We start from the raw sequence: 18153 nt of genomic DNA, 5'->3' as shown, positions 1-18153 counted from the left end.
AATTTTATCTATATATTTTATTGATTTCTATTTATATTTTCTTTTCACCTCAATTATATATAATATATAAGCTACACTTCCTTTTAGAATACTCGATATAGAAATACTTATCCAAATACCATTTAAACCAAATGGTTTTATTAAAGCTAATGCCATTGGTATTCGTAGTGCTGTAAATATAATGCTTATAATTGAAGATATTTTAGGTTTTCCTATGCCTGTAAATAATCCATTAGATACAGTTTCTGTAGTACTAAATAATTGAGAAAATGCTACTACTTGTAAGTACATATTAGCTATTGCAATTGTTTGCTGATCTTTAACAAATAATTTAACAAATGGTGTACTAAAAAACATGAATATAAATGCCATAAGAAGAGAGTATATAATTCCTATCCTAAGTGCAGTGTTATACCCTTCTTTGATTCTTTTATATTTTTTAGCCCCAAAATTTTGACCTGTAAATGCAGCTATCGCACCATGAAGGCCACCAATAACCATATATGTAATAGATTCAATTTGAAGTCCTATTTTTTGAGCAGCTATTGCATCTGATCCAAATATAGCTATTATTTTTGCAAGGAATATGTTTATTACAGTAAATAGAATTCTTTGTATAGCCATAGGAAATCCTAAAATTATTATTTCCTTTATCTTATTATAATCAATTTTTACACTAAAATTATACTTAAGTGTTCCCGATGATCTAAATAAATATAACAAAAACATTATAATATTAGCAATCATTGTTGCAATTGCTGCTCCTTCAACGCCTAGTTTTACAGCATAAATAAAAATCGGGTCTAATATTATATTTGCAACTACTCCTACAACATTTATATTAAATGCTAATTTATTATTTCCAAAGCTCCCCAGTATCCTTGCATATAAAAGATTAAAAAATGCAAAAATTATTGTAGGTCCACTGAAAATTAAAAATTCATATGCATCTTTTTCAACTGCAATATTATTTATATTTAAAAAATTCACAAGTGCTCTTCCTAATATAATAAGTATAGACCCAAAAATAAACGACATTACTGCATTAATTAAAAGGCCCGCATTAATATACTCTTTTACCTCATTCTCTTCTTTTTTACCTATAGAATGTGCGACTTTTATTCCTGTTCCTATAACTACTAATGAGTTTATAGAATATCCAAGGCCTACGAAAAAACTCGCTGATCCAACACTCGCTACAGCATTACTTCCAAGTCCGCCAACCCACAGCATATCAACCAGATTATATGTAAATTGTAGCAATGAACTTCCCATTATTGGTACTGATAATGTTGTTAGAACATTCAATGTTTTTCCTTTAGTTAAATCAATCTGTCTCATTTCATCTCCGTTTTTATAAATTTTTATTATTTTTAATAAGTACATTATATTTAGTATATTATAAAGATTAACAAAATCGTACTTTCATATTAACTTTTAATTAGAATCTTCATTTTTCTTATCAATTTGTACGCAATCCTCATTTTCTGTAATTAGATTAAGTAAAAACAGCACTAATCTGTTACAATTACTTGTGTTTAACTTGTACAAGTTCCAAATTCCATCTTTTCTTGCTTTAACCAACCCACAATCTATTAATACCTTCATATGATGCGATAAAGTAGGTTGTGTAAATTCAAAGCTCTCTAATATCTCACACGCACATTTTTCTCCACAAGATAATAAGTCTATTATTTTTAGCCTATTAGGATCTGAAAGTGCCTTTAAAATTCTTCCATTCTTATCATATTTCTTACACACATTTAACTCCTTTTTCAATATTAGCCATTTTACTAATCTATGTATATAGTATAGATATTCATCTATGTGTAGTCAAGATTTTTTATTTTAATTTGCCTTTTAAACCGCCATCACATATATACCTATCTATTTGATGCCATAACTCTAGCTACTGTCTTATGTTGATAAATAGTATATTTTAATCTAAGGTTTCCGCAAACATAAATGCTAGTATTATTCTTTTATCATTTCTCATTAATATATTTTACTTTCTATAGAAATATCGCTTAAATCAAAAGAGCCAAGATTTTATTCCTGACTCTAGATTTTCTAATCAACATTTTATGATGTTACAAAGTATAATTTTAATCTATGTAAATCATATAATAAATTTTACTACTAGTTTCGCAGCTTTAAAAGTAAGCTTCCCATATAAATTTCTTAATATAATTTATGTAAAATTGCTCTTCAAAAACATTATACAAATATTTGTTTATCTACGCATTTACTATTTCTCCACCATTAACATGGATTACTTGCCCTGTGATATATGAAGCACATTGTGAAGCTAAAAATACGTATGCTCCAGCACACTCTACTGGCTGTCCTGCTCTTCCCAATGGTGTATCCGATCCAAATTTCTCAACCTTTTTTTCATCAAAGCTTGCTGGAATTAATGGTGTCCAGATTGGCCCAGGTGCAACAGCATTTACTCTTATATTAGTTTTTCCTTTTGCTAATGCAGTAGATAAAGATCTTGTTAATGTAACTATAGCACCTTTAGTCATTGAATAATCAATTAATGTTTCATTTCCCTTATATGCAGTTATTGAAGCAGTATTTATTATGCATCCACCTGCTTTCAAATGATTTAATGCTGCCCTTGTCATATAAAATGTTCCATATACGTTTGTCTTAAATGTCTTATCAAATTGCTCGTCACTTATTTGCTTGAAATCTGCACTTTCATATTGAACTGCTGCATTATTAACTAATATATCTATTTTTCCATATTCTTTAATAGTTTTTTCTAAAACATTATTACAAAAATTAGGATCACTTATATCACCTTTAATTAAGGTACATCTTCTGCCTATATTATCTATTATTTTTTTTGTTTCTTCTGCATCTTTATTTTCATTATAATAAGCAATCACTATGTCAGCACCTTGATTTGCATATGCTATAGCAACAGCCTTTCCGATTCCACTATCGCCTCCAGTAATTACTGCAATCTTGTCCTTTAATATATCTCCTTTTTTATTATAACTTGGATCATCATATATTGGAGCTGGATTCATTTCATACTCCAGTCCTGGTTGTTCTTTTTGTTCTTGTTTTGGAAAAGATGTTGGAAAATTCATTTTAATTCCTCCTGTTTTTCTTTATTTTTATAAAAATTAGTTTTTCCTATATACTAAAAAATATTTATGTGCAAAAAATTAAACTTCTAGTAAGTTAGAAATTTAATTTCACTTAACTTACTAGAAGTTTATTTATAATACCTCTTATTCATCTATTCTCTCAATTGCGAGTCCTACAAGTCCTGGTCCTGTATTTACCCCAAGCGCTGGACCAATTGTTCCAGCTATTGTACACTCAACTACATTGGGTAAATCTTTTATCAAGCAGTATAGGTTTTGTACCTTATCAAAACCATTTCCATCTAAAATCCAGGCTTTATATTTACCTTTTTCTAAATACATTTTAAATATACTGGTTAATTTAGATACAGCTTGCTTTGAACCTCTAACTTTAGCTGCAGTTCTATATGTTCCATCTTCTGCTACAGTTATTATTGGCTTAAGATTCAAAAACTCTCCTATTGTTCCTGCCACTTTGCCAATCCTTCCTCCTTTTTGAAGATATTCTAAAGTATCTATTGTAAAAAATAAATCTATCTTCTCTCTGTATGTAGGTAGAATTTCAATTATTTCATTAAATGTTTTACCTTCTCTAATTAACCTTGAAGTTTCCAAAACAATTGCACCTTCTGCCATTGTTAATGTTCTAGAATCAAAAACAAAAGTTTTCAGCTCCTTGAACTCCTCACAAATTAGTCTTACTGCATTATATGTTCCTGAAAATGCAGATGAAATAGTTATTATTATTGCATGCGTAAATCCCTCACTAACAACATCTTTCAGAACGCTTGTTATTTTTTCAATACTCGGTAACGATGTTTTAGGAATTTCTGTTTTTAATCTTTCATACATAAATTGGGGAGTTATATCAATTCTATCCTCGTATTCCTTATCCGAATATATAATTTTAAATGGCAAAAGCCTTATTTGGTTTGCTTCTAATAACTCTATGCTTATATCCGATGCACTATCAGTAATTAATGCTATCTTTTCCACTTATTGTTCCTCCTAAATTAATTTTACATTACAATCATTATATCACTCTCTATACGTTTATCAATATTTCCAAAACATTTCGAAACTAATACCCTAACTTTTAAAAAATCTAATCTTTAAAATCGAAAAATAAATCACCTATAGACAATTTTACTTTAACGGGAATAATGCTTATTTAACTATTACACCAAGAAATCTTGCTAGCTCAACTGCCTGCATAGGAGATACAATAGCATCTTTTAGCTCTTTTCCAGTTAACGATATGTCCGAAATGTTATTTTCTCTAAAATCTACTTTTTTAAGAGGAGTATTAGTAAACTCAGAGTTAGCTAAATCACATCCATTAAATGCAACATACGTAAAGCTACATTCCAAAAACATACTACTTTGCATATCACATTTCTGAAATTTTACATTCTTGACCTTTGAATATCCAAAGTTTGAGTATCTGCTAACTGTATCTTTAAAAAGAACCTCTTGTATACTACTATCACTAAAATCAGATCCTAAAAGCTTGCAATTATTAAATTCTACTCTATGTATACTTCCATTTGAAAAATCAATATTTGATAAATCACAATTTTCAAATATTATATCTACTAAGTCTACATTTCTTAAACAACACTCCCTAAACACAACATTTTCAAACTTGCATGCACTAATCTCTACCCTTTCTTCATTCATATATTCTAGACAACTATTCCTAACTAAAGTATTTGTTAAATATTTTTCATTTATGAGTTTCTCTTTAATGTTTATATTTTCTTCTAATATACTCTTTAATCTTGGTCCTGATATTTTTTTTAATTCCGCCATATGCATTCTCCTTACCCCAAAATTAATTTTAAATTTTCCTTTATTATAATTCTTATTTTATGAATTGTGTATAATAATTTACTATACGCAATCTTGATTTTATTTTAGTACATATATAAAAGAGAACTTTAACTAAAGTAAAGCTCTCTTTATTGACGGAAATTAAAATCAAACCAAATTATCATTCTTATACAATTCCTCAACTCGCGCCCAGTCAATTAAATTCCATATGTTTTTAACGTAATCTCCACGTAAATTTTTATATTTCAGATAATACGAGTGCTCCCAAACATCTATTGTTAGTATTGGAGTAAATCCAAAACTTAGAGGTGTATCCTGATTTGAACTATTTGCAACTTTCAGCTTACCACGTTTATCTTTAACTAGCCAGCCATAGCCTGATCCAAATTTATTTATTGCAGTTTCGCTAACAAGCTTCTTTAACATTTCTAGTGAACCAAAAGTACTAACTATTTCGTTAAGTAGTTTCCCTTCAGGTTCCTTTTTAGGATAAGGGAAAAGAATTGAAAAATATAAATTGTGATTTAATACACCTCCACCTTGATTTATAACATCGCGATAAATTTTTTTAGGTATTTTATTTGGATTTGAAAGTATTTGCTCTAAGGTTTTTCCCTCTGTAAATTTCTCATATCCCTTAAGCACATTATTTAGTTTATCAACATATCCTTGAAGATGTTTAGTATAGTGTATTTTTACAGTTTCTTCATCAATGTATGGTTCTAGTGAATTATACGAATACGTTAATTCAATTTTTTCATATCTCATATTTTTCCTCCAAACTTTAGAGAACAAAATTCATTTTATATTATAGTATGTTTTAATTGAATAAATGTTCACCTAAATAATCAAAGTAAAAATTTGAAATCCTATCAACACACATGAGAAAATCTATAATTCTTTACAGTACAAACTTCTCAATTATTATTTCTCCTTCTTTATTGACATATGCCTTAATATCTTTACTTGAGACATCTAATGTTTTTAATCTTTCTCCAAAGCAAAAAACTGTATTGCTATATGCAATTTTTGCAGTTATAATTCCTCCTTGCAACACTTCCAATTTGGTTGTTACCCCCGAAGGACTCCCAACTATTCCAAGTTTAATATTTCCTCTTGCTGATATAACGCCCCCTCTGGCTACTGAATCATCACGTAAAAAAATAATATCATTTAGTGCTGTTAAATTAGAAACATATTGTCCTTTATCTTTTATAATAATATTTCCTGTAGATTTTATTAAAGAATCCTGACAATAGCCTATATATATGTCTGCTGGAATTATCATATTATCTTCTAACAGTTCTATTTCATTGGTTATTAACTCTTCAAGATTTCTTAAATCCTCTATTGATTCTATTTTTGATAAGTTTAATCCCATCATTTTACTTCTTATAAAACTTACTAAATCATTATTATCACTATCTTCACAAATACTATGAGTTATTATATTTAAAGACAATTTAGGTATAGATTTATACCTGTTTTCTATAAGAATTTTAACCAATTCAGAAATTTTTTTAGAGTTATTGCTAGACTCATTTAACTTTTCAACCGCACTTATAAGTTTTGATATGATATCTTTATATTCATTTAACTTTTCCAAATACATTTTCTTTTCCATATCTACTTGTCCAGTAAGAACAGTTGATTTAATCACGCTTCCTTTAATATTAATTTCTCCTCCTGCCACTATGGTAGATATGTCAACATTTTTTTCGATAGTTAAAGAATTTCCCGATTTAACTTTCATTCCCTCTTTAACATTACCTTTAATATAAACGTCTCCAACAAAAAATATATTCCCGGATTTTATATCTACATCTTGAATATTATATAAACTATTTACACTCAAAATTCCATTTTTAGATGATGGCCTGCCAGTTTTAGTGGCAATTATACTATTTCCTTCAACTTTACATCCATCGCCTATTTTTATAGGTCTACTTTTCACAGTCTTTTTCTTTAATACTTCACCACATATATTTTTACCATCTTGCCCATTTTTACCTGGAATTATTTCTGCCAAAACTTGTCCTTCAGTTATACTAGATATAGAATATACATTCCTATAATCTATCTTTTCATTTGAGTTTTCATTCACTATCCTCTTTTCTCCAATATCAAATAACACTTTAATTTCATTTGGCGTGTCATCAATAGCACTAATACCTTCAGCTATTAACTTCTCTTCTCCATTTCCTAATGCGCATGCTTCTATAAGATTTTTATATATTATTCCATCAGTTATCTTGTTTCGCCTTAATATTTCCTTTATTTCTGTTAATGTATATTTTTTAGGATAATCTTCCTCTACCTTCATCGCCTTAAGAATCAAATCTTTAGCCATTGGCTTATCCCTAAGTTTATATACGTATGCTGGTTTATATTCTACCTTTATATATCCTTCCATTTTATCCACTGAAATATTCACTGATATTTTCTTTACTTGTTCTATTTTCTCCCCTATATAATCTATCTTATCAGATTGATTTATTTCATATGGTCCTTTTTCACTACATAGTTCTCCATTAATAAAAAGTTTGATTTTCTCACAAGGCCTAATTGTTATCTGTTCTTTATATACTTTGCTTAAACCTTCTATTACTACTACATCACCATTTTCTACTTTAACTCCATTTTCATCATTATTAATTACATTATCCTCATTAATTACAACTCTTTTCTTAGCAACATCTTTCGTGAAATCTTCCGTATAATTTAGATGATTATTAGAACTTGAGGAATATAAATCAACATCCATAACTTCTATTTCAACTTTTTTATTGATAAATGAATGATTGTCCTTAATTATTTTATAGTTTAGGTCTTCCTCTGCAACATTTAATTCTTTTGAAGCATTATTTAAACATTCATCTAAATATTTTCCAACATAAGTCCTATTCATATTCCTCATCTCCTTAACTTGACATTATTCCTTAACTAATTATAACATTAATCGATTACATTTAATACTTATTTATACATATTGTTAGCTTTTCTTATATAAATTGCCACTAATCTACTAAAGAATAACAATATTTTTCTTTAATAAAATAAAAGACTTACTCAATTAAGAATAAGTCTATAAAAAGATAATTAAAATATTGCTTTAATTACTCTTTCTCTATGTCATATTTTCAAAAATCCTTGGTACATTCAATATGCCATAACCCCAATATGGATTTGGAGTAACATCTCCACTTCTCGCCATTGCTACTTTTGCAAGATATGCTTTAATAGTTTGTGCATACATATTAGGTTCATTTCCATTTACAATCCCCCATTGAAATAGCATAGCACAAACTCCAGATACGACAGCCGCTGATACACTAGTTCCGCTTACTACTGCCGTTGTGTTATTCGGGGCAACCGTTAGTGCATTTATTCCACCTGCTGCAACATCTATTCTATCAGTGTAGGATTCCAAAAAGGCCATACCAGAAAAATCAACAATATTGTTATTATTTTGATTATATGCCGCTACAGTTATAGCGTATATTGAGTTTCCTGGATTTGTTATAGTTCCAAATGGATCTGAAAAACTAAATCTTGTATCTCCAACTGTTAGCCCCTTTTGTGGTATCCAAGCATTAAATCTTCCATTAGAAATATAATTCGCCAGTATTCTGATTCTCCATATACCAGGCTGCAAATTATAAAATCTTATCCTTATCAACTCATCTCCAGTTACTTCTTCTGGAAAATAAAAATTAACTCTAATTGAGGTCTTCTCAAAAATAAAAGTATGATTTATGGTGTAATTAATTATTAAACTCAATATCCCAGAACTTTCCCCTGATGGTGAAACTATTTCAACCGTCATTATGTTAGGCAAATCAGCCCATATTTGCACCCATATATTTTTTTGTTCAGGTGACGCTTCTAACTCCGCAACCCCAGCACCAGGTGATTGCGCTCCAACAATCTGAGTTACTGAACCAGATGTGTGGCCGCCAGCATTCCTCTGATTTCCAGTACCAGTAACTACCGCTATTCCTCCATTGCTTGATATTGCATCTATAAAGTCTTCCAGTATACCTTCTCCCTTATGATTTCCCAAACTACTTCCAAGAGGAAAATATATAACCATTGGTTTGTTGGTCGTTAAAGCATATTCATACACATATTGCAATGCTGCAAAAATAGCAGTTATATTAAACACAGGAACTATTACGTCTGGAAACTGGACCTCATATGAAAAATCTCTTATAAGTTTTACTACTACAAAATTACAGTCTGGTGCAACACCCCTTAAATTCGGATTCTTTCCACTAGCTCCAATTATTCCAGCCATATTCGTCCCATGTCCAATTTCATCTCTGCTTGGAACTATATCATCTGGAGATCCTCCCTCCCTACTTGCTCTTATAGCATCATTTATTTTATTTCTATCAAATAATACCCCAAACGGTACAGATTCCGAACCGTTTTCGGCATTACTTATCAATGTTTGATCCCAAATATTTTCAATTCTTGTTTCCCCATTAGCATCCATAAACTCTTCGCTAAGATAATCAATACCCGAATCGATAATTGCTACATTTACACCTTTTCCTGTTAAGTTCAATTGAGATCCGGTTTGTAAAAAGCTAGCTTGAGACGCATCTACTGGTGAAATATCTTGTAAAGTATAAAATTCTGCAGGAATAACATATACAATTGATGAAATATATGGTTCATTTCCCATATTGATTTCAACATCTTTTTTAACAGATACAACGGCATATCTATCATTGATTACTGTAACATAGTAATCTGGTATTTTAGAAATCTCAGCTTCAATATCTCCTTGATACTGTACAACATAATTATCATAATTAATATCATGAAAAATTCTTTCCATCAATATATTTTTTTTCATTTAAACTCCTCCATGTATCTCTTCGGAATCCTTATGAACGACTTCTATATATAATATTTTAATGTGTACAATATTCAGTTCTTTTAATTTATACACACTTAACTCCTTTATACTATTTATATTTAATAATATTTATATATATAATAAATTATTCGTAAAGAATATTTATAAAAAAAATAACATATCAACTTCTGATTAAGAAGTTAGTATGTTATTTTCTATTAAATTTAAATTACAACCTTTTGTATTTATTACTTTTTATAAAATTATTGTTGATTTGCTAATGTTTTATAAATTTCTAACCTTTCCTTCGCTTCAGATTCTGTTTTCTCGAATAATTTCTCTGACTCCTCTGGAAATGCTTTAGCAAGGGATGCATATCTTACTTCACCCATTAAGAAGTCTTTAAAATCTTCTTTTGGATCTTTAGAATCTAATATAAATGGATTCTTTTCTCCCTTTAATGCTGGATTATATCTATAAAGATGCCAATATCCACAATCAACTGCTTTCTTTTCTTCCTCTTGAGTATTTGACATTCCTACTTTTATTCCATGATTAATGCATGTAGAATATGCTATTATCAATGATGGACCATCATATGCTTCTGCTTCTGTTATAGCTTTAATAGTTTGATTCTTATCTGCTCCCATACAAACTTGAGCTACATAAACATATCCATATGTCATTGCCATTCTTCCTAAATCTTTCTTCTTCGTCCTCTTCCCAGATGCAGCAAATTTTGCAATTGCTGCTGTTGGAGTTGATTTTGATGACTGACCACCAGTATTTGAGTAAATTTCTGTATCGAATACTAATATATTTACATTTTCATTCATTGCTATCACTTGATCTAGACCTCCATAGCCTATATCATAAGCCCAACCATCTCCTCCAAATATCCACTGTGACCTTTTTACGAAATATTCTTTATCCTTTAATATCTCTTTAGCAATTTCACTATTTTCTTTTTCAAGAACTTCAACTAACCTTTCTGCCCTTTCTCTTGTTCCATCCCCAATATCCTTATTATCTAACCATTCTTTAAGAACAGTCTCAGTTCCCTCTGACATATTACTTTCAATGGCGATAGCAACATTATTCGCTATTCTTTCTCTTATTGTTTTAACACCTAAATACATTCCATATCCGAACTCAGCATTATCTTCAAACAATGAATTTGCCCATGCTGGTCCATGACCATGTTCATTAACTGTATATGCCATTTCATATGACCCTGCTGCCCAAATTGATGAGCACCCTGTAGCATTTGCAATCATCATTCTATCACCAAATAATTGTGTCACAAGCCTTGCATATGGAGTTTCACCGCAACCTGCACATGCTCCATTAAACTCAAGTAATGGTCTTTCAAATTGGCTTCCTTTAAGAGTGTATTTATTTAGCGGATTTTTAGGTTTAACTCTTTCCATATAGTAATTCCAAGCTTCAATTTGCTCATGTTGACTATCTTGTGATTTCATTACTAATGCTTTACCTGGTGCTGGACATACTTGTGCGCAATTACCACATCCAGTACAATCAAGCGGAGTAATACCAATTGAGAAATATAACTTTTCATCACCTTTTATTCCTTTTGCATCTAATACTTTTAGACCTTCAGGAGCCTTTTCTTTTTCATCTTCATTTAGTAAGAATGCTCTAATTGTAGCGTGTGGACATATATATGAACATTGTGCACATTGAATGCAGTTTTCTGGTATCCACTCAGGCACATTTACAGCTATTCCTCTCTTTTCATAAGACGTTGTTCCAGACATAAAGGTACCATCTTGTATTCCCGCTTTCACGAAATGGGACACTGGCATTGAATCGCCCTCTAACCTATTCATTGGCCTAGTAATTTCTTTAATAAATTCCGGAAAATTCTCATCAAGCTCAATTTTATCGTCTAAATCAGTATTCCAACTATAAGGAACCTTAATTTTAGTTATTCCCTCTAACCCTGCATCTATTGCTGCGTGATTCATATTAACAATTTTTTCGCCTTTATTGCCATATGATTTAACAACTGCTTCTTTTAGAAATTTTATAGCATCCTCAACTGGAATTATATTTGCTATTTTAAAGAATGCAGCTTGCATTATCATATTTATTCTTCCTCCAAGGCCAACACATTGAGCAATTCTAACTGCATTAATTATATAGAATTCTATATGATTTTGAGCAATATACCTTTTTATAGATGCTGGTAATCTCTCATCCAATTCTTCAGGCGTCCAAATTGTATTTAATATAAATTTACCATTCTTTTTTAGACCTCTAATCACATGATATTTATACACATAGGATTGATTATGACACGCAACAAAATCCGGTCTATCAATTGGATATCTAGATTTAATTGGCTTATCACCAAATCTTAAATGCGAAACTGTAAGTCCTCCTGATTTTCTAGAATCGTAATCAAAGTATCCTTGAGCATACATATCTGTATTATCTCCGATAATCTTAATTGCACTTTTATTCGCACCAACTGTACCATCTGATCCTAAGCCCCAGAATTTGCACGATGTAATTCCATCAGGAGTAGCATCTATATGTTCGAATGTTCTTAAAGATGTATTTGTAACATCATCAATTATTCCAATTGTAAAGTTATTTTTTGGTACATCTAAAAATAAGTTATCATAGACAGCAGCAATATGAGCTGGTGTTGGATCTTTTGATCCAAGTCCAAATCTTCCACCAACAACAATCGGAGCATTATCCATTCCAAAAAATGCTCTTGATACATCTAGGTAAAGTGGTTCTCCAACTGACCCTGGTTCTTTCGTTCTATCTAAAACTGCAATTTTTCTTACAGTCTTTGGAATAGCCTTCAATAGTTTATCCAGTGAAAATGGCCTATATAACCTTACTTTTACAAGCCCTACTCTTTGTTTATTATTATTTAGAAAATCTACAGTTTCCTCTATAACATCATTTACTGCCCCCATAGAAATTATAATTCTATCAGCATCATGTGCTCCATAATAATCAAAACAATGATATGATCTACCTGTAAGCCTAGTAACCTCGGTCATATATTGTTCAACAATTTCTGGAACATCATCATAATACTTATTTACAGCCTCGCGCATTTGAAAGTAAATATCTTGATTCTGAGCAGTTCCTCTTATAACAGGATGATTTGGATTTAAAGCTCTTTTTCTAAATTCATCAAGTGCCTTATAATCTAATACCTTAACAAGTTCTTCTGGTTCAATTACCTCTATTTTTTGAATTTCATGAGATGTCCTGAATCCATCAAAAAAATTCATAAAAGGTATCCGTGATTTTATAGTTGCTAAATGTGCCACTCCACTTAAATCCATTACTTCTTGAACAGACCCTTCTGCAAGCATTGCAAAACCGGTTTGCCTTGCCGCCATAACATCTTGATGATCTCCAAATATACTTAGTGCTGATGTTGCAATTGCTCTAGCAGCTACATGTATGACACATGGCAGCAATTCTCCTGCTATTTTGTACATATTAGGAATCATTAATAGTAATCCTTGGGATGCTGTATATGTTGTTGTTAATGCACCTGCTTGAAGCGAACCATGCAGTGCACCAGCTGCTCCCGCTTCTGACTGCATTTCAACAACTTTTAACGGTTGCCCAAAAATATTTTTTTTCCCTTGTGCAACCCATTCATCCACATGTTCTGCCATTGGTGATGATGGAGTTATCGGAAAAATCACTGCTGCTTCCGAAAATCCATATGACATATATGCAGCAGCTGTGTTCCCATCCATAGTTTTCATTTTTCTCATTGTATTTACCTCATTTTCTCTTTGTTTCTATATTGTTAATTATTAATTCTATCTTCATTTATAGTATTACTAAAAAATTTTGATAGTATGTATTTTTCAATGAAGTAATTCCATGTTCTTCAAATGATAGTATAATTTTAGATCAAATAAACAAAAGTTATAATACTCTCACTCATTCGTATGTTTCCAACGGAAATACATGAGAGTATTATAACTTTTAAAATGTTCAAATTTATATTTTTCACATACCACAGCTTTCATATTTTAAAAAATGGGTACTAGCTTTTTCTATATTTATATAAGAATTTAAAGTTTTTACTTGACTAAAATAACATTTTACATTTCGTTTGATTTTAAATAAGGTCTAGGTTCTATACTATCTAATAATAATTATTTTTCCAAAGCTTCCTTCAAAGTATGCCATGCTAAAACTGCACATTTAACTCTTGCTGGCATATTAGAGATATTTTTAAAAGCCATAGCATCTTCTAATGCATATAATTCTTCATCATCTTTAATTTCTCTTTTAATCATTCCAATAAAAGTTTCTGTAAGCTTTAATGCTTCTTCGATATTTTTACCTTTTATCAAATCTATCATTATTGATGTAGATGCTTGAGATATTGCACACCCTTGCCCTGTAAAGGCTAAATCTTCAATAACACCATTGTTTAATTTAAGTTCTAACGTAATTTCATCTCCACAGCTAGGATTATGACCTTTTTCTTTTATATCTGGGCTATCTAAGTTTCTCTTATTATGCTTAGAAGTGCTGTGTTCCATTATAAGTTCTGTATAAATAGCATTTAAATCCATCTAAATTACCTCCATTTCAAAAACATTTCATATGTTTTCTTTGTTGCTTCAATTAATTTATCTACATCTTCTTTTGTATTATAAAAATAAAAACTAGCTCTGCAGGTTGCATTAATACCCATATATCTCATTAATGGCTGAGCACAATGATTGCCTGATCTTATTGCAACGCCATGAGAATCAAAAACTGAAGCAACATCATGAGGATGAACTCCCTCTATATCAAATGAAATTATTCCACCTCTATGGCTTAAATCCTTAGGCCCATATAGCTTTATATAAGGCAGTTCTTGAAATTTTTCAATTGCATAACTTGTAAGTTCTCTTTCTATTTCATCTATTCTTTTCATTCCTATATTTTCTAGATAATCAATGGCAGCTGCAAGCCCTACAGCACCTTCAACATTTTGAGTACCACCTTCAAACTTAGATGGCAATTCTGCAAAGGTTGCTTCCTGCTCATAAACATATTCAATCATATCTCCACCAACTATATATGGTGGCATGCTTTCCAAAAGCTCCTTCTTGCCGTAAACTACGCCAATTCCCATTGGGCCTAAAAGTTTGTGTCCTGAAAACACTAAAAAATCTGCATCTAAGTCTCTTACACTTACTTTCATATGTGGTACGCTTTGTGATCCATCTACAATTACTTTAGCACCTTTTGAATGAGCATACTCTATAATCTCTTTTACTGGATTTATAGTTCCAAGTGCATTAGAAACATGAGTTATGCTAACTAGTTTAGTCCTTTCAGTAATCTTATCTTTAATTTCTTCTTCTGGAATTTCTCCGTTTTCATTTACGTACATATATTTTAAAGTTGCTTTTTTAGCTCTAGCTACAATCTGCCATGGAATAAGGTTTGAATGATGCTCTGCAATTGAAATAACAATTTCATCACCTTCATTAATGTTGTTCATTCCATAAGAAGATGCTATAAGATTAAAGCCTTCTGTTGCATTTTTAATAAAAATTACTTCTTTTGAAAATTCTGCATCAATGAATCTTCTAATCTTTTCTCTAGCGTCATCATAGGCCTTTGTTGCATCAATACTTAACTTATAAGCACCTCTATGAGGATTTGCATTACTTACTTTATAGTAGTTTTCAATAGCTTCTATAACTTGAACAGGCTTTTGCGTTGTAGCACCGCTATCTAAATAAACTAATCTTTCCCCATTTTCATTGGCCCTCAAAACAGGGAAATCTTTCAAAAAATCTACATTATTCATTTTTAAGTCCCCTGTCTACTTCTTGTAATATTTCTTCTATAACGTCATTATCACCAATTGAATCTATTATTGGATTAAATGCAGCTCTAACAATTACAATCTTAGCTTCATCATAACTTAATCCTCTAGACATCAAATAAAATAATTTGTTTTCATCAATTCTTCCTGAAGATGCTGCATGTTCTCCTGAAACATCATCTTCTGCACATAATAGCACTGGCATTGCTTTAGCTCTAGCTTCTTTTGAAAGGAGCATACAATATTCATCTTCTGCACCAACACTTTTAGATGCACCAGTTTTAAAATCCAAGGTTCCTTTGAAAGCCTTTCTAGCTTTTCCTTGAAGTGCCCCTTTAACATTTATATTGGAATTACTTCTTTTACCTTTGTGAGTAATAATGTAATTAATGTCTATAAGTTTATCTTTATTTCCTAAATAAATAGAATTTATATTGGCAGCTGATTTATCACCTATTAAATCTCCATGATAATTGTAAATACTATATTGTCCTCCAAGGTCTACTGATATAAAATCAACCTTTCCATCTTCTTCAATATCTGAAACATTAGAATCGAAATGAACGGTATTTTCATTTAAAAAATTCACTTTAGTTAGTTTAATTTCACTATTCTTCTTTGAATATATAGTACAAATTCCATTATGATAACCAATTGAATCGTCCAAAGATTTATACTTTACTATAATAGAAGCTTTCGAATTTTCTTCTCCAACAATTATTAAATTATCTACTAAATAGCTGTTATCTTTATCCATATTAAATTCTATAATTATTGGTTCTTCAGTTTTTATATTTCTACCTATTGTTATTACATAACCTTGGTTGAAACCTTCTTTACCTTGGTTTATTAAATCTTCACTGATTCCATATTGAAACTCTCTATATAAAGGTAATATTTTGTCATTTTCTAACTTTTGAATATCAACGCCTTCTAAGCCCTTGATTTCTACGTTATCAAACTTTTTAATTTCTCCAATATTTAATTCTCCAAGGCTTATATCATTAATATTAACCCAGCTTTTAGTTCTTATTGGAGTTTTATTTAAATTATTAAATTGTATAGCCTTCATTTCTCTCACCTACCCTATGCTTCCTTCTAATTCTATGTTGATTAAATTGTTCATTTCTACTGCATATTCTAATGGTAATTCTTTTGATATAGGTTCCACAAACCCTCTTACTATCATAGATTTAGCTTCATCTTCACTTATTCCTCTAGTCATAAGGTAGAAAATAGAAGCATCACTTATCTTACCTATTTTTGCTTCATGACCAATTTCAACATCATCATTTAATAAATCAATTACTGGAATAGTGTCTGATTTTGATTTATTATCTAACATTAGAGATTCACAGGATACCATAGATTTTGAATTATAGGCATTTGAATTTACCTTTAATACTCCTCTATAAGTAGCTTTTCCACCGTTTCTTGAAATTGATTTTGAGTTTATAGTAGAAGAAGTGTTTGGTGCGGCATGTATAACCTTTGCTCCAGTATCTAAGTTTTGTCCCTTACCTGCAAAAGATACACCTGTAAATTCTGCTCTTGCTCCTTCGCCCTTTAATATACTCATAGGATATAGCATCGATATTTGTGAACCAAAAGAACCTGATACCCATTCTATTGTTCCATTCTTTTCAACAATTGCTCTCTTAGTGTTTAAGTTAAGCATGTTCTTTGACCAGTTTTCTATTGTACTATATCTTAGTGTTGCGCCTTCTTTTACATAGAGCTCAACACAGCCTGCATGTAAATTTGTAACGCTATACTTTGGAGCTGAGCAACCTTCAATAAAATGAAGCTTTGCTCCTTCATCTACAATAATTAGTGTATGTTCAAATTGTCCTGCTCCAGGTGAATTTAATCTGAAATAAGATTGTAGCGGTATGTCTACATTAACCCCTTTAGGAACATACACAAAAGATCCTCCTGACCAAACAGCTCCATGAAGTGCAACAAATTTATGATCATTAGGTGTAACACACTTCATAAAATATTCTTTAACTAAATCCTCATGTTCTCTTAATGCTGTTTCCATATCAGTATAAATTACGCCTTGTTTTACTAAATCTTCTTTTATACTGTGGTAAACTACTTCTGAGTCATACTGTGCTCCAACTCCAGCTAGTGATTTCTTTTCAGCTTCTGGAATTCCTAGTAAATCAAAAGTTTTCTTTATATCCTCAGGCACTTCATCCCAAGAACCAACTAAGCTGCTCTTTGGCCTTACATAGGTTACAATGTTATCCATATCTAACTCATCCAAGGATGGTCCCCATGTTGGTAATTTCAATTTATTATATATTTCTAAAGATCTTAATCTAAAATCTCTCATCCATTTGGCTTCATTTTTTTCTTCTGAAATAGTTTCAATTATATCTTTTGTTAAGCCTTTTTCAGATTTAAAACTAAAGCTGTCTTCATTTTTAACATCATAGATTCCTCTATCCATTTCATCTATATAAGTCTTCTTTTTGTTTTCCATCTTATTTCAC

Annotated in this window: 13 protein-coding genes; all 13 read right to left on the bottom strand. The window is 30.6% G+C overall.

What is annotated here, in order from left to right; translation table 11 throughout:
• Positions 1-27: 27 nt before the first annotated feature.
• The 13 genes from F3K33_RS09230 to sufB all read right to left on the bottom strand — a co-directional run bounded on the left by F3K33_RS09230 (position 28) and on the right by sufB (position 18143).
• On the bottom strand, positions 28-1341 hold the full coding sequence (locus F3K33_RS09230) for an MATE family efflux transporter (RefSeq protein ID WP_023975070.1): 1314 nt from the start codon (positions 1339-1341) through the stop codon (positions 28-30).
• 96 nt (positions 1342-1437) lie between these two features.
• On the bottom strand, positions 1438-1761 hold the full coding sequence (locus F3K33_RS09225) for an ArsR/SmtB family transcription factor (protein WP_011969183.1): 324 nt from the start codon (positions 1759-1761) through the stop codon (positions 1438-1440).
• Positions 1762-2237: 476 nt separating this feature from the next.
• Entirely contained in the window at positions 2238-3104 is an 867-nt protein-coding gene (locus F3K33_RS09220) for an SDR family oxidoreductase (RefSeq protein WP_011969182.1), read from the bottom strand.
• A 144-nt stretch (positions 3105-3248) separates the two neighbouring features.
• On the bottom strand, positions 3249-4100 hold the full coding sequence (locus F3K33_RS09215) for a DegV family protein (RefSeq protein ID WP_023975071.1): 852 nt from the start codon (positions 4098-4100) through the stop codon (positions 3249-3251).
• Positions 4101-4271: 171 nt separating this feature from the next.
• The gene (locus tag F3K33_RS09210) at positions 4272-4916 is read right to left on the bottom strand and encodes a pentapeptide repeat-containing protein (RefSeq protein WP_023975072.1); all 645 of its coding nucleotides are present in this window, start codon (positions 4914-4916) and stop codon (positions 4272-4274) included.
• A 168-nt stretch (positions 4917-5084) separates the two neighbouring features.
• The gene (locus F3K33_RS09205; RefSeq protein ID WP_017209643.1) at positions 5085-5705 is read right to left on the bottom strand and encodes a superoxide dismutase; all 621 of its coding nucleotides are present in this window, start codon (positions 5703-5705) and stop codon (positions 5085-5087) included.
• A 133-nt stretch (positions 5706-5838) separates the two neighbouring features.
• Positions 5839-7845 carry a flagellar assembly protein A gene (locus F3K33_RS09200; protein ID WP_039773944.1) on the bottom strand — a complete coding sequence of 669 codons (2007 nt, stop codon included), beginning with the start codon at positions 7843-7845 and terminating at the stop codon, positions 5839-5841.
• 219 nt (positions 7846-8064) lie between these two features.
• Positions 8065-9801, bottom strand: coding sequence for a S8 family peptidase (locus F3K33_RS09195; protein ID WP_154861663.1), 1737 nt, complete (start codon positions 9799-9801; stop codon positions 8065-8067).
• Positions 9802-10067: 266 nt separating this feature from the next.
• Positions 10068-13583, bottom strand: a complete 3516-nt coding sequence (nifJ, locus tag F3K33_RS09190; protein WP_039772425.1) for a pyruvate:ferredoxin (flavodoxin) oxidoreductase — start codon at positions 13581-13583, stop codon at positions 10068-10070.
• A 390-nt stretch (positions 13584-13973) separates the two neighbouring features.
• A complete protein-coding gene (sufU, locus tag F3K33_RS09185) occupies positions 13974-14399 on the bottom strand; it encodes a Fe-S cluster assembly sulfur transfer protein SufU (protein WP_039772424.1) in 426 nt (141 codons plus the stop codon).
• Between the two features lie 5 nt (positions 14400-14404).
• Positions 14405-15634, bottom strand: a complete 1230-nt coding sequence (locus F3K33_RS09180; protein ID WP_039772422.1) for a cysteine desulfurase — start codon at positions 15632-15634, stop codon at positions 14405-14407.
• Positions 15627-16724, bottom strand: a complete 1098-nt coding sequence (gene sufD, locus F3K33_RS09175) for a Fe-S cluster assembly protein SufD (protein ID WP_039772429.1) — start codon at positions 16722-16724, stop codon at positions 15627-15629. Before sufD ends, F3K33_RS09180 begins: the two co-directional genes overlap by 8 nt.
• A gap of 9 nt (positions 16725-16733) precedes the next feature.
• Complete coding sequence (sufB, locus tag F3K33_RS09170; protein ID WP_039772420.1) at positions 16734-18143, bottom strand: Fe-S cluster assembly protein SufB; 1410 nt, start codon at positions 18141-18143, stop codon at positions 16734-16736.
• Between the last annotated feature and the right edge of the window lie 10 nt (positions 18144-18153).

Origin of the sequence: Clostridium beijerinckii (assembly GCF_008705175.1) — a bacterium.
Taxonomy (GTDB): Bacteria; Bacillota; Clostridia; order Clostridiales; family Clostridiaceae; genus Clostridium; species Clostridium beijerinckii.
The sequence above is the reverse complement of the archived record's forward strand: the minus strand, read 5'-3'. Positions and strand labels throughout refer to the sequence as shown.